11 protein-coding genes are annotated in these 13,990 nt (G+C 64.9%); 9 read left to right on the forward strand and 2 right to left on the reverse strand.

Annotated features, from left to right (window positions below; translation table 11 throughout):
* Window positions 1–32: 32 nt before the first annotated feature.
* From rseP to lpxB, 8 genes are all read left to right on the forward strand, one after another.
* Window positions 33–1,184 (forward strand): RIP metalloprotease RseP, encoded by a 1,152-nt coding sequence (gene rseP / locus QOU61_RS17805; RefSeq protein WP_289661062.1) that lies wholly within the window; start codon window positions 33–35, stop codon window positions 1,182–1,184.
* A 173-nt stretch (window positions 1,185–1,357) separates the two neighbouring features.
* Window positions 1,358–3,934, forward strand: coding sequence for an outer membrane protein assembly factor BamA (gene bamA / locus QOU61_RS17810; RefSeq protein ID WP_289661063.1), 2,577 nt, complete (start codon window positions 1,358–1,360; stop codon window positions 3,932–3,934).
* A gap of 135 nt (window positions 3,935–4,069) precedes the next feature.
* Complete coding sequence (lpxD, locus tag QOU61_RS17815) at window positions 4,070–5,134, forward strand: UDP-3-O-(3-hydroxymyristoyl)glucosamine N-acyltransferase (protein ID WP_289661064.1); 1,065 nt, start codon at window positions 4,070–4,072, stop codon at window positions 5,132–5,134.
* The gene (fabZ, locus tag QOU61_RS17820) at window positions 5,134–5,592 is read left to right on the forward strand and encodes a 3-hydroxyacyl-ACP dehydratase FabZ (RefSeq protein WP_289661065.1); all 459 of its coding nucleotides are present in this window, start codon (window positions 5,134–5,136) and stop codon (window positions 5,590–5,592) included. Before lpxD ends, fabZ begins: the two co-directional genes overlap by 1 nt.
* A 5-nt stretch (window positions 5,593–5,597) precedes the next feature.
* Entirely contained in the window at window positions 5,598–6,110 is a 513-nt protein-coding gene (locus tag QOU61_RS17825; protein WP_289661066.1) for a GDSL-type esterase/lipase family protein, read from the forward strand.
* A gap of 139 nt (window positions 6,111–6,249) precedes the next feature.
* A complete protein-coding gene (lpxA, locus tag QOU61_RS17830) occupies window positions 6,250–7,050 on the forward strand; it encodes an acyl-ACP--UDP-N-acetylglucosamine O-acyltransferase (protein ID WP_289661067.1) in 801 nt (266 codons plus the stop codon).
* A gap of 2 nt (window positions 7,051–7,052) precedes the next feature.
* The gene (locus QOU61_RS17835) at window positions 7,053–7,916 is read left to right on the forward strand and encodes an LpxI family protein (RefSeq protein ID WP_502876935.1); all 864 of its coding nucleotides are present in this window, start codon (window positions 7,053–7,055) and stop codon (window positions 7,914–7,916) included.
* Window positions 7,916–9,103 (forward strand): lipid-A-disaccharide synthase, encoded by a 1,188-nt coding sequence (gene lpxB, locus QOU61_RS17840; RefSeq protein ID WP_289661069.1) that lies wholly within the window; start codon window positions 7,916–7,918, stop codon window positions 9,101–9,103. Before QOU61_RS17835 ends, lpxB begins: the two co-directional genes overlap by 1 nt.
* Before the next feature lie 70 nt (window positions 9,104–9,173).
* On the opposite strand, the gene gltA is transcribed toward lpxB, so the two are convergent.
* Complete coding sequence (gltA, locus tag QOU61_RS17845; protein ID WP_289661071.1) at window positions 9,174–10,475, reverse strand: citrate synthase; 1,302 nt, start codon at window positions 10,473–10,475, stop codon at window positions 9,174–9,176.
* A gap of 190 nt (window positions 10,476–10,665) precedes the next feature.
* The gene (gene gltX / locus QOU61_RS17850; RefSeq protein WP_289661073.1) at window positions 10,666–12,090 is read right to left on the reverse strand and encodes a glutamate--tRNA ligase; all 1,425 of its coding nucleotides are present in this window, start codon (window positions 12,088–12,090) and stop codon (window positions 10,666–10,668) included.
* 143 nt (window positions 12,091–12,233) lie between these two features.
* Here gltX and QOU61_RS17855 point away from each other — a divergent pair, with 143 nt between their 5' ends.
* Window positions 12,234–13,913 (forward strand): glutamine--tRNA ligase/YqeY domain fusion protein, encoded by a 1,680-nt coding sequence (locus QOU61_RS17855; RefSeq protein ID WP_289661074.1) that lies wholly within the window; start codon window positions 12,234–12,236, stop codon window positions 13,911–13,913.
* Window positions 13,914–13,990: the final 77 nt, after the last annotated feature.

Here is a 13,990-nt window from a genome sequence, read left to right on the forward strand (position 1 = left end):
TGGGGCCTCCGGCTCTGCGTGAGGAGAATCGGATGTCCGAGTTTTTTCTGCATAGTTTCAATGCCTTGAGCCATGGGCTCATTGGCTACGTGGTTCCGTTCCTGTTCGTCCTGACGATCGTCGTGTTCTTCCACGAACTCGGCCATTTCCTGGTCGCGCGCTGGGCTGGCGTCAGGGTGTTGACGTTCTCGCTGGGCTTTGGCCCGGAACTCATCGGTTTCAACGATCGGCACGGCACCCGCTGGAAGATTTCGGCGGTGCCGCTTGGCGGGTACGTCAAGTTCTTTGGCGATGACACCGAGGCCTCGACGCCATCGCCGGAATTGCTTGCCAACATGAGCGCTGAAGAGCGGGCGGGCAGCTTCCACCATAAGCGGGTCGGTGCGCGGGCGGCGATCGTCGCGGCGGGACCGATTGCGAATTTCCTGCTCGCGATTGTCATTTTCGCTGCGCTCTTCACCTTTTTCGGCAAGCCGAGCACCTCGGCGCGGGTCGACAAGGTCGAGGCAGGCAGCGCCGCCTCGGCCGCCGGCTTCCAGGTCGGCGACATCGTGCTCGCCATCGACGGCACCAAGATCGAAAGCTTCTCCGACATGCAGCGGATCGTCGGCGTGCGCGCCGGCGAGAAGCTGAACTTCACGGTCAAGCGCGGCACCGAGACGGTTCAGTTGCAGGGGACGCCGGAGCAGCGCGAGATGAAGGATCCCTTCGGCAACGTGCACCGGCTCGGCGTGCTCGGCATCACGCGGCAGACCGCGGCCGGCGACGTCGTCACCGAGCGCGTCGACCCCGCGACCGCGTTATGGCTGGGCGTGAAGGAAACCTGGTTCGTGATCGAGCGTACGCTCGCCTATATCGGCGGGGTTTTCACCGGGCGCGAAGCCGCCGATCAGGTCGGCGGGCCGCTCCGGATCGCCCAGATCTCGGGCCAGGTGGCGACCATCGGAATCGCCGCCCTGGTGCATCTTGCGGCCGTGCTTTCGGTATCGATCGGGCTCCTCAACCTGTTCCCGGTACCGCTGCTGGATGGCGGTCACCTTTTGTTCTATGGGGTAGAGGCCATCCGAGGCCGTCCGCTGTCGGAGCGGGCGCAGGAGATGGGCTTCCGAATCGGCTTGGGGTTGGTGCTGATGTTGATGGTGTTTGCAACCTACAACGACATCCTGCATCTCGCGGCATCTTGACCGCGGCTTTTTTATGACGTTGCCGATGGGCAACGTCTTGGAATGAAAATGAAAACGCACCGCCATCCGGCGTTTGCCCCCCTTCCGAAATTGGCTACAAGCGGAACAGCGAATGAGAATCTGTCGGCTCGTGGGGTTTGGGCCGCCACCGTAACGATAAGGGCGCGTTGCGCATGAAGTTTGGAATGCGAGTCCGGGGGGGCCTGCTTGCCGCCCTGATCCTGTTTGCTGCACCAGTGGCGGTTCCATTGGCGGCGGTCCTTTCGTCCGTTCCGGCTGGGGCCCAGGGCGTCAACGTCAATTCGATCGCGGTCGAGGGGAACCGGCGCGTCGAAGTGGAAACCATTCGTTCCTATTTCAAGCCGGGCCCCGGCGGTGCGCTCGACCAGGGGCGGATCGATGACGGCCTCAAGGCGCTGATCGAGACCGGGCTGTTCCAGGACGTCCGAATCAGGCGCGAGGGCGGCCGGCTGGTCGTCACCGTGATCGAGAACCCCGTGATCGGCCGCATTGCCTTCGAGGGCAACAAGAAGGTCAAGGACGACCAGCTCTCGTCCGAAATCCAGTCCAAGCCGCGCGGCACGCTGTCGCGTCCGATGGTGCAGTCCGACGTCCAGCGCATCGTGGAGATCTACCGCCACTCCGGCCGCTACGATGTCACCGTCACGCCCGAGATCATCGAACAGCCCAACAACCGCGTCGACCTGATCTTCACCGTCGTCGAAGGGCAGAAGACGGGAATCAAATCGATCGAGTTCGTCGGCAACGTCGCCTACTCGTCCTATCGCCTGCGCGACATCATCAAGACCCGCGAATCGAACCTGCTGAGCTTCCTTGGCGGCGCTGACGTCTATGATCCGGACCGCGTCGAGGCCGACCGCGACCTGATCCGCCGCTTCTACCTGAAGCATGGCTATGCCGACGTGCAGGTGGTGGCCGCGCTCACCGAATACGATCCCGAGCGCAAGGGCTTCTACGTCACCTTCAAGATCGAGGAAGGCCAGCAATATCGGGTCGGCTCGGTCGACTTCAAATCGAGCATTCCGACGCTCGACGGCAGCTCGCTGCGCAGCTTCTCGCGCGTCTCGGTCGGCTCGACCTACAACGCGGAAGCGCTGGAGAAGTCGGTCGAGGAGATGCAGATCGAGGCGTCGCGCCGCGGCTACGCCTTCGCCGTGGTGCGCCCGCAGGGCGACCGCAATTTCGACGCGCACACCGTCGCGATCGTGTTTGCGATCGACGAGGGCCCGCGCACCTATATCGAGCGCATCAATATTCGCGGCAATACCCGCACTCGCGACTACGTGATTCGCCGCGAATTCGACGTGTCGGAAGGCGACGCCTACAACCGTGCGCTGGTCGATCGCGCCGAACGCCGGCTCAAGAACCTCGACTTCTTCAAGGAAGTGAAGATCACGACCGAGCCTGGCTCGTCGAGCGACCGCGTCATCCTCAACGTCGTTCTCGAGGAGAAGTCGACCGGCGACTTCTCGGTGTCCGGCGGCTATTCGACCACCGACGGCGCGCTCGGCGAAGTCAGCATCTCCGAACGCAACTTCCTCGGCCGCGGCCTGTATGCCAAGGCGGCGCTGACCTACGGTCAGTACGCCCGCGGCGCCTCGCTGTCGTTCGTTGATCCCTATCTGCTGGATTACCGTGTCGCCGGCGGTCTCGATATCTACTATCGCCAGCAGTTGCCCAACAGCTACATCTCCTACGGCACGCAGACGTTGGGCTTCAGTCCGCGCCTCGGCTTCGCCTTGCGCGAGGACCTGTCGCTGCAGCTGCGCTACTCGCTGTACGAGCAGAAGATCACGCTGCCGTTCTACCTGGACAATTGTAACAACACTGTTGGCAACCCGACGCTGCCGTTCAATCCGTCGCCCGCGTTCGTCAATACGCCGGCCGGCGCGGCTGCCGTCGCGGCCACCGGCGCGACCGATCCATCGGGCATCGGCCTGTGGTGCTATAGCGACGGCGAAGCTTCGCTGCCGGTCCGCAAGGAGCTCGCCAACGGCAGGGCGTTGACTTCGGCGCTCGGCTACTCGCTGAACTACAACACGCTGGACAACAACCGGAACCCGACCGACGGTCTTCTGATCGACTTCCGGCAGGATTTCGCCGGTGTCGGCGGCGACGTCACCTATCTGAAGTCCACGATCGACGGCAAATACTACACCCCGCTGGTCGCCGATATCGTCGCCCTGACGCATTTGCAGGCCGGCATGCTGAACCAGATCGGCAACAACCAGATTCGCATGCTCGATCACTTCCAGATGGGCCCGAATCTCGTCCGCGGCTTTGCCCCGAACGGCATCGGCCCGCGCGATATCAATCCGTTCGGCACGATGGACGCGCTTGGCGGCACCCAGTACTGGGGCGCATCGTTCGAACTGCAGATGCCGTTCTGGTTCCTGCCGAAGGAAGTGGGCCTGAAGGGTGCGATCTACGCGGACGCCGGTGGCCTGTACGACTACAAGGGACCGACGACGTGGGCGCAGACGGGCGAACTCACTACGCCGCAAAACTCGGGCTGCATTCCGCCGAACCCGAAGGTCAATCCGACCTTCGCCGGAACCTGTACCGGATTGGTGTTTGACAGCAGCAACGTCGTCCGGAGTTCGGTGGGTATCGGCTTCATCTGGGCCTCGCCGTTCGGACCGCTCCGCTTCGACTACGCGGTTCCGCTCACCAAGGGTCCGTATGACCGGGTCCAGCAGTTCAGGTTCGGCGGCGGCACGTCGTTCTGAGGCGGCTGCCGGGCGGCGGAGCGACCGGCGTCGGCGGCGGAAAACGTGCCGGCGAACGAGACAAGGATACCGGTTCTGATCTATCAGGGCTGACCGGCCGGAGCGTTCGCTCTCCGGCCGGATGCGACGGATGGGATGGCGCAGCCGATCTTCTTTGAACAACCGCCCTTGTCGACGCTTGCCGAGATCGCGGCGTTGACCAAGGCCACGCTGGTCGATGCCTCGCGCGGCGGTCAGAAGGTGAAAGGGCTGGCTTCGCTCGACGAAGCCGGGCCGATGCACCTGACATTCTTCGACAACCTGAAATATGCGGATCAGCTCGCGGCGACGCGGGCCGGCGCTTGCCTGGTCAGCGCACGGTTTGAGGCCGATGTGCCCGCCCACGTCGCCGTGCTGCGCTCGGCACAGCCGTTCCGCGATTTTGTCCGGGTTGCGCGCGAACTACACCGCGACGCGCTCCGGCCGCAGTCCTGGGTCGGCAATGCCGGCATCGCAGCCTCCGCCATCATCGATCCCACCGCCCGCCTGGAGGATGGCGTCGTCGTCGACCCGCTCGCCGTGATCGGTCCGCATGTCGAGATCGGTACGGGCACCGTGATCGGCGCTGGCGCGGTCATCGCTGCCCATGTCAAGATCGGCCGCGACTGCAATGTCGGCGCGCGCTGCGCGATCCAGTGCGCGCTGATTGGCAACAACGTGCTGATCCATCCGGGGTGCAGCATCGGACAGGACGGCTATGGCTTCGTCTTCTTCGGCCCGGAAGGCCACGTCAAAGTCCCGCAGACCGGCCGGGTGCTGATCCAGAATGACGTCGAGATCGGCGCCGGCACCACGATCGATCGCGGCAGTCTGCGCGACACCGTGATCGGCGAGGGCACCAAAATCGACAACCAGGTCCAGATCGGCCACAATGTCACGATCGGCCGGCGCTGCCTGCTGGCAGCCCAGATCGGGCTCGCGGGCAGCCTGACCATCGGGGACAATGTGGCGCTCGGCGCCAAGGTCGGTATCAACAATCACCTCAAGATCGGGGATGGGGCGCAGGTGACGGCGATGAGCGCGGTCAAGGACGATATTCCGCCCAACGGGCGCTGGGGCGGCCATTTCGCCAAGCCGACCAAGCAATGGTTCCGCGAGATCATCGCGGTGGAACGCCTTGTGCGCGACGGCGGCGCCGACAAGGACAAGGGGCAGGAATAATGGAAGAGGCGCCGATCCGCTTTGCGGTTGTCGATATCAACGACATCCTCAGCACGTTGCCGCACCGCTATCCGATGCTGCTGATCGACCGCGTGATCAACATCCGGACCGACCACAGCGGCATCGGCATCAAGAATGTCACCTTCAACGAGCCGGCCTTCACCGGGCATTTTCCCGAGCGTCCGGTCTATCCCGGCGTGATGATGATCGAAGCCATGGCGCAAACCGCCGGCGTGATCGGCATCAAATCGGTCGACGGCACCGAGAAGCCGCGCGCGGTCTATTTTCTCACCATCGACAAGTGCAAGTTTCGGAAACCCGTGTTGCCTGGCGATACCATCGAATATCACATGCGCTCGATCGGCCGTCGCAAGACCATGTGGTGGTTTCACGGTGACGCCAAGGTGAATGGCGTGGTGGTCGCCGAGGCCGATGTCGGCGCGATGCTGACGGACTGACCGCCATGCGCTCCAGGGCCGCGCTCCTGCTGCTGGCGAGCCTGCTCTGCGCATGCTGTTGGGTGGGCGTGGTGGAAGCGCAGATCGTCGCGCTTGGCGCCAGCAACATTGCGGGACGCGGCGTCAGCAGCTCGGAGGCGTTCCCTGCGCAACTCGAGCGCATGCTCGCCGCCAAAGGCTACAATGTGCATGTCGCGAACGCCGGCGTTAACGGCGACACCAATGCCGGCATGCTCGGCCGGCTCGACCAGGTGGTGCCTGACGGGACCAAGATCGTGCTGCTCGGTACGCGCGGCGGCTCGTTCAACGCGCGGCGCCTGGGGCAGGGCGAGCAGAAGGCGGAATTCGCCGCGATCATCGCGCGCCTGCGCAGCCGGGGTGTCACCGTCATCCCCGTGACGGGAAACGGCATCGGCCGAAAATACCTGCAAGCCGACGGCATCCATCTGTCGGCCGAAGGGCACGCCGTCCTCGCCGCCCAGGTTCTTCCCGCCGTCGTCCGGGCGCTCAGGCGTTAACGACGTCGAGGGCGTCTCGAAACGCTGCGGCAACGAAACACGGCGAAACCATACGTCACTGGACAGCTCCGGCGTCGCGCGCTAACCACTGCAAAATCAAGTACATCCGGCAAGAATTGAAGAATCGGTGGCAGGCACGATGAGCATGATCGATCCCACCGCACGCGTTGCGGACGGCGCTGTGATCGGCGAGGGCACGACGGTCGGGCCCTATTGCATCATCGGCCCGCATGTCGTCATCGGCCGCAACTGCAATCTGGTCGCCCATGTGCATGTTGCGGCCCAAACCACGATCGGTGACGGCTGCACCATCTATCCCTTCGTCTCGCTCGGCACGCCGCCGCAATCGCTGAGCTATCGCGGCGAACTCACCAGGCTCGAGATCGGCGCCGGCTGCACCATACGCGAATCCGTGACCATGAACGCCGGCACCGTGGCCGGCGGCGGCATCACCCGCGTCGGCGAGCGCGGCTACTTCATGAACTGCAGCCATGTCGGTCACGACTGCCAGGTCGGCAACGACGTGATCTTCGCGACGTCAGCGACCCTTGGCGGCCATTGCGAGATCGGTGACTACGTCTTCATCGGCGGATTGTCAGCCGTGCATCAGTTCACGCGGGTCGGGCCCCAGGTCATGGTCGGCGGCGTCTGCGGCGTGCGGGGCGACATCATCCCGTTCGGCCTCGTCAACGGCCAGTACGCCGCGCTCGAAGGTCTCAACATCGTTGGAATGAAGCGCCGCAAGTTCACGCGCGAGCGGCTCGCCACGGTGCGCTCGTTCTATCAGAAGCTGTTTCACGGGCCCGGCGTGTTCGCCGAGCGGCTCGAGCGCGTGCAGCCGCTGGCAAGCGAGGATCCCGCCATCGCCGAGATCCTCGCCTTCATCGCGGCCGCCAAGCACCGCGCGCTTTGCCTTCCCGCCGATGAGCGGCGGCCCTGATCATGGAAGTGCCCGGCCAGGCCCTGCAGCTTTCGTCGCCGGTCGGAATCATCGCCGCCGGAGGCGCGATGCCGTTTGCGGTCGCGGACTCGTTGAAAGCGCGAGGCATCGAGCCCGTGCTGTTTGCGCTGAAAGGCGCCTGCGATCCCGACCGCGCCGAACGCTTTCGCCATCACTGGATTTCTGTCGGTCAGCTCGGCCGCGCCACCCGCCTGTTCCGCGACGTGGGATGCCGTGACCTCGTCTTCATCGGCTCATTGGTGCGGCCGGCGCTGTCGGAGATCCGCCTCGACTGGGGCACGCTGCGCGTGATTGGACCGGTGCTCGCAGCATTCCGCGGCGGCGACGATCATCTGCTCGTCGGCATCGGCCGCATTCTCGAGCGCGACGGCTTCCGCATGGTCGGGATCAAGGATGTCGCGCCCGACCTGCTGGCGCCGGAGGGCAACCTCGCCCGTGCGGCGCCCGATGCCGCCGCGATTGCCGACATGGCGAGGGGGCGCGAGGTGATCGCCGCGCTCGGCCCCTTCGATGTCGGCCAGGCCGTGGTCGTGATCGACGGCCATGTGGTCGGGATCGAGGACATCGAGGGAACCGATGGATTGCTTCAGCGGATTGCACGCTTGCGCGAGCAGCGCCGCATCCGCGCGCCGTTGCGGCGCGGCGTGCTGGTGAAGGCGCCCAAGCGCGGGCAGGACCTGCGCTTCGATTTGCCGACGGTCGGTCCGAAGACGGTCGAGGGTGTGGCCGGAGCCGGATTGGCGGGGATGGCGGTCATGGCCGGCCACACCATTTTGGCCGAGCCGCAAGCCATGGTGCAGGCGGCCGACAGAGCCGGCCTGTTCGTCCAGGGTTGGTCGGCCTGATGGCCCGCCCAGCCACCCATGTCGCGCGCCGCATCTTCCTGATCGCGACGGAAGAATCCGGCGATCGGCTCGGCGCGAGCCTGATGAAGGTGCTGCGCCAGCGGCTCGGTGGTGCCGTTCAGTTCGATGGCGTCGGCGGGCTCGCCATGGCGCGGGAGGGGCTGACATCGCTGGTTCCGATCGAGGAACTGTCGATCGTGGGGTTCACCGCTGTCATCAAGCAATTGCCGAAGCTCCTGTCCCTGATCCGGCAAACCGCCGATGCCGTGATCGCGGCGTCGGCCGACATTCTCGTCATCATCGACAGCCCTGACTTCACCCATCGCGTTGCCAGGCGCGTGCGCGCCCGCGACCCGCGGATTCCGATCGTCGATTACGTCTCCCCTTCGGTCTGGGCCTGGCGGCCGGGCCGTGCACGCGCGATGGTGCGCTATGTCGATCACGTGCTGGCGCTGTTGCCGTTCGAGCCGGAGGCTTACCGGCGGCTCCATGGGCCGCCCTGCAGCTATGTCGGCCATCCCCTGATCGAGCAACTCGCCACGCTGCGACCCGATGCGCAGGAGCGGAAACGCCGTTATGAAGACCGGCCCGCGCTGCTGGTGCTGCCGGGAAGCCGCCGCAGCGAAGTGCGGCACCACCTCGATGTCTTTGGCGCCGCGCTCGGCCTGTTGCACGGCGAAGGCATCGCCTTCGACCTGCTGCTGCCGACCACGGCGCATCTGGAGCCGGCGGTGCGCGAAGGCGTGAAGGGCTGGCCGGTACAGCCGAAAATCGTGATCGGCGAGGTCGACAAGCGGGCGGCGTTCCGGGTCGCGCGGGCCGCGCTCGCCAAGTCGGGCACCGTGACGCTGGAGCTTGCCCTGTCGGGCGTCCCGATGGTGACGGCCTATCGCATGACCGAGCTGGAAGCCTTCATCCTGAAGCGGGCGATCAAGGTGCAGTCCGTGATCCTAGCCAACCTCGTGCTTGGCGAGGAGGTCGTGCCGGAGTTCCTGCAGGAGGCGTGCACACCGCAGAACCTGGCGCGGGCCTTGCGCGAAATCGTCGCGGACACGCCGGCAAGGCAGCGCCAGCTCGATGCGTTTGCCGGGATCGACGCCATCATGTCGACCGGCAACCAACCGCCCAGCGTGCGCGCTGCCGACATCGTGCTGGCGACGATGCGGAAATCGCGGCAGGGCAACTAGCGCGGAAAACGAAAGCGCCGCCAGCCTCAAAGGGCTGACGGCGCTCGCTCGCTGTCTTCGTTTGACGTGGTTACTTCCGCTTGTCCATCTGGATATAGTCGCGCCGCGTGACGCCGGTATAGAGTTGACGCGGCCGGCCGATCTTCTGCTGCGGATCCTCGATCATTTCGCTCCACTGGCTGATCCAGCCCACGGTGCGGGCAACGGCAAACAGCACCGTGAACATCGAGGTCGGGAAGCCCATCGCCTTCAGCGTGATGCCCGAATAGAAGTCGACGTTCGGATAGAGCTTGCGGTCGATGAAATACTGATCGTGGAGCGCGATCTTCTCCAGCTCCAGCGCGACCTTCAGCATCGGATCGTCGCCATGGCCGGTCTCCGCCAGCACCGCGTGACACATCTTCTGCATGATCTTGGCGCGCGGATCGTAGTTCTTGTAGACGCGATGGCCGAAGCCCATCAGGCGGACTTCGCTGTTCTTGTCCTTCACGCGCTTGATGAAGTCGGGAATCTTGTCGACCGTGCCGATGCTCGCGAGCATGGCAAGCGCCGCCTCGTTGGCGCCGCCATGCGCGGGACCCCAGAGGCAGGCGATGCCGGCGGCGATGCAGGCGAACGGATTGGCGCCGGAGGAGCCGGCGATGCGGACCGTCGAGGTCGAGGCGTTCTGCTCGTGGTCGGCATGCAGGATGAAGATCTTGTCGAGCGCATCCGCCAGCACGGGGTTGATCTTGTATTCCTCGCAAGGCACGCCGAAGCACATATAGAGGAAGTTTTCGGCGAACTTCAGCGAGTTCTTCGGATACATGAAGGGCTGGCCGATGGTGTATTTGTAGGCCATCGCGGCCAGCGTCGGGATCTTCGCGATCATCCGCATCGAGGCGATCATGCGCTGCTGCGGATCGTTGATGTCGGTGGAGTCGTGATAGAACGCGGCGAGCGCGCCGACGGCGGCGACCATGATCGCCATCGGATGGGCGTCGCGGCGGAAGCCCTGGAAGAAGCGGGCCATCTGCTCATGCACCATGGTGTGGTGGATGACGCGGTAGTCGAAGTCCTTCTTCTGGGCCGCGGTCGGCAGCTCCCCGTAGAGCAGCAGGTAGCAGGTTTCCAGGAAGTCGCCGTGCTCGGCGAGCTGCTCGATCGGATAGCCGCGGTATTCGAGCACGCCGGCGTCGCCGTCGATATAGGTGATCTTGGACTGGCAGCTTGCTGTCGAGGTGAAGCCCGGATCGTAGGTGAACATCCCGGACTGGCCGTAGAGCTTGGCGATATCGATGACGTCAGGCCCGACGGAGCCGCTGAGAATCGGCAAATCGAAGTTCTTGTTGCCGACCGTGAGCGTGGCGGTTTTGGTGGATTTTGCGTCCATCGTGATGTCCCCGATGAGGTCGTTGCGCGAGCCGGTGCCGCCGCCTTGAGGCTCGTTTTTCAACGAACGCGGGGACAGGCCAACTTGTCTAAAAGTGTCGCCCGAATGGGTATCTTATTGCCCTGTGCGCTGCAAGATGGACGCGGGCGCGGACTTCAAATCGCCGGTATCATACATGGTATGCAGGTGCTTAACCGCTGGCCTGATCGGCGAGCCGGCCCAGGCACTCCTCCCGCCCGAGCACCGCGAGCACGTCGAAGATGCCCGGGGAAGTGGTACGCCCGGTCAACGCCGCGCGCAGCGGCTGGGCCACCGCGCCGAGCTTGAGGTTGTTCGCCTCGGCATAGGCGCGCATCGCGGCTTCCGTGGTTTCGGCGCTCCAGGGCGCCACCGTCTCGAGCGCCGCACGCAATTTGGCAATCAGCGCACGGTTTTCCGGTGTCAGCAGCGCCGCCGCCTTGGCATCGAGCTGTAGCGGCCGCTCGGCGAAGATGAAATAGGCGCCGTCGATCAGCTCGATCAGGGTCTTGGCGCGCTCCTTCAGGCTCGGCATCGCCTTCAGGAGCTGGGCGCGGGTGGTGTCGTTGAGCCTGGCCTTGACCTCGGCGCCGCCAGGAAGGTGATCCAGCACGTCCTCAAGCTGGGTCACAAGAGATTGATCGTCGGAGTTGCGGATGTAGTGGCCGTTGAGGTTTTCCAGCTTGGCGAAGTCGAAGCGCGCCGCCGAGCGGCCGACGCCCGACAGATCGAACGCCTTGATCATCTCATCGGTCGAAAAGATCTCCTGGTCGCCATGGCTCCAGCCGAGCCGGACCAGATAGTTGCGTAGCGCTGCCGGCAGATAGCCCAGGGCGCGGTAGGCGTCGACGCCGAGCGCGCCATGGCGCTTGGACAGTTTCGAGCCGTCTGGGCCGTGGATCAGCGGAATGTGCGCCATGCTGGGGATCGGCCACTCCAGCGCGTCGTAGATCTGCTTCTGGCGCGCGGCGTTGATCAAGTGATCGTCGCCCCGGATGATGTGGGTGACGCCCATGTCGTGATCGTCGACCACGACGGCGAGCATGTAGGTTGGCGTGCCGTCGCCACGCAGCAGCACGAGGTCGTCGAGGTGCTCGTTCTGCCAGACCACGCGGCCCTGAACCTGGTCCTCGATCACGGTCTCTCCCGTGAGCGGGGCACGCAGCCGGATCGTCGGCTTCATGCCGGATGGCGCCTCGGCTGGATCGCGATCCCGCCACAGGCCGTCATAGAGCCGGGTGCGGCCCTCCGCGCGCGCCTTCTCGCGCATCGCGGCGAGCTCCTCCGGCGTGGCGTAGCAGCGATAGGCCCGGCCCGCGGCAAGCAGCTCTTCGACGACCTCGCGATGACGCGCGGCGCGGCTGAACTGGTAGATGACGTCGCCGTCCCAATCGAGCCCCAGCCATTTGAGGCCGTCGAGGATGGCGTCGATCGCTTCCCGGGTCGAGCGCTCGCGGTCGGTGTCCTCGATCCGGAGCAGCATCCGGCCAGCGCGGCCGCGCGCATAGAGCCAGTTGAACAGCGCCGTCCGCGCCCCTCCGATGTGGAGGAAGCCGGTCGGCGAGGGGGCAAAGCGCGTGACGATGGGATCGGTCATGATGTGGCGAGGCGTATGTGGGAATGGCGCTGGTATATAGCAGGAACCGGACATAACTAAAGCCTCGGTTGCGACGGCGGGCTTGGCGGACGGGTGCTAATTTGGCAGAAGGTCCGCAGACATCGATGGATCCGGACCTGAAAATGACGGCAGAAACGGCGACGGCGGAAGCGGGACGCGACTTCATTCGCGACATCGTTCAGGCCGACCTCGCTTCCCACAAGTACAACGAGATCGTCACCCGGTTTCCGCCGGAACCGAACGGCTACCTGCATATCGGCCATGCCAAGTCGATCGCGCTCAATTTCGGCATCGCGCAGGAGTTTGCCGGCCACTGCAACCTGCGGTTCGACGACACCAATCCGACCAAGGAAGAGCAGGAATATATCGACGCGATCCAGGCGGATGTGCGCTGGCTGGGCTACCAGTGGGCCGGCCAGCCGCTCTTTGCGTCGGACTATTTCGACCGCCTGTACGAATGGGCTGAGGGCCTGATTCGAGCCGGCCTCGCCTATGTCGACGATCAGTCGCAGGAGGAAATCCGCGCCAACCGCGGCACGCTGACCGAGCCCGGCAAGAACTCGCCGTTCCGCGACCGCTCGGTGGCCGAGAACCTCGACCTGTTCCGCCGCATGAAGGCCGGCGAGTTCCCCAACGGCGCCCGCGTGCTGCGCGCCAGGATCGACATGGCCGCCGGCAACATCAACCTGCGCGATCCCGTGCTCTATCGGATCCTGCATGCGCATCATCCGCGCACCGGCGACAAATGGTCGATCTATCCGAGCTACGATTATGCGCACGGCCAGTCGGACGCGATCGAGGGCATCACGCATTCGATCTGCACGCTGGAATTCGAGGACCACCGGCCGCTCTACGACTGGTTCATCGAGAAGCTGCCGGTGCCGTCCAGGCCGCATCAGTACGAGTTCGCCCGCCTCAATCTGACCTACACGGTCTTGTCGAAGCGCGTCCTGACCCAGCTTGTGCGCGAAGGCCACGTCGCGGGCTGGGACGACCCGCGGATGCCGACGGTTGCGGGCCTGCGGCGGCGCGGCGTGCCACCGGCCGCGATCCGCGAATTCGTCCGCCGCATCGGGGTTGCGAAAGCCAACAGCGTGGTCGACGTCGGCATGCTCGAATTCTGCATCCGCGAGGAGCTCAACCGCACCGCGCTGCGGCGCATGGCGGTGCTGCGGCCGCTCAAGGTCGTGATCGAGAACTATCCGGAAGGGCAGGTCGAGGAGATCGAGGCGGTCAATCATCCCGACGATCCGTCGCGCGGCACGCGAAAGCTCGCATTCGGGCGCGAGCTCTATATCGAGCGCGACGACTTCATGGAAAATCCGCCGAAGAAGTTCTTCCGCCTGTCGCCCGGCAACGAGGTGCGGCTGCGCTACGCCTATTTCATCAAGTGCACCGGCGTTACGAAGAATGCGGCCGGCGAGATCACGGAGCTGCGCTGCACCTACGATCCCGCGACCCGCGGCGGCAATGCGCCCGACGGGCGCAAGGTCAAGGCCACCATGCACTGGCTGCCGGCGGCGCAGTCGATCGCAGCCGAAATCCGCCTCTACAACCAGCTTTTCGCAAAGCCCAGTCCGGATGCGGCGAATTTTGCCGCCGACCTCAATCCGCAGTCGCTGGAAGTGCTGGCCGATGCGCGGGTCGAGCCCGCGATTGCGGAGGCCAATTCGCCGGAGCCGATGCAGTTCGAGCGGCAGGGCTATTTCGTCCGCGATCCCGACTCGACGGCCGACCGTGTGGTGTTCAACCGCACCATCGGGTTGCGCGACACCTTCGCCAAGGAAGTCGGCAAACGCTGACGCCGCCGGCTGAGGTACCTGGAGCTTCCTCCGTATTCTGCATCTGTTCTGCTGTTCGCCCCATCAGCAAGCCGACC

The sequence above is a fragment of the Bradyrhizobium sp. NP1 genome (assembly GCF_030378205.1).
Classification (GTDB): Bacteria; Pseudomonadota; Alphaproteobacteria; order Rhizobiales; family Xanthobacteraceae; genus Bradyrhizobium.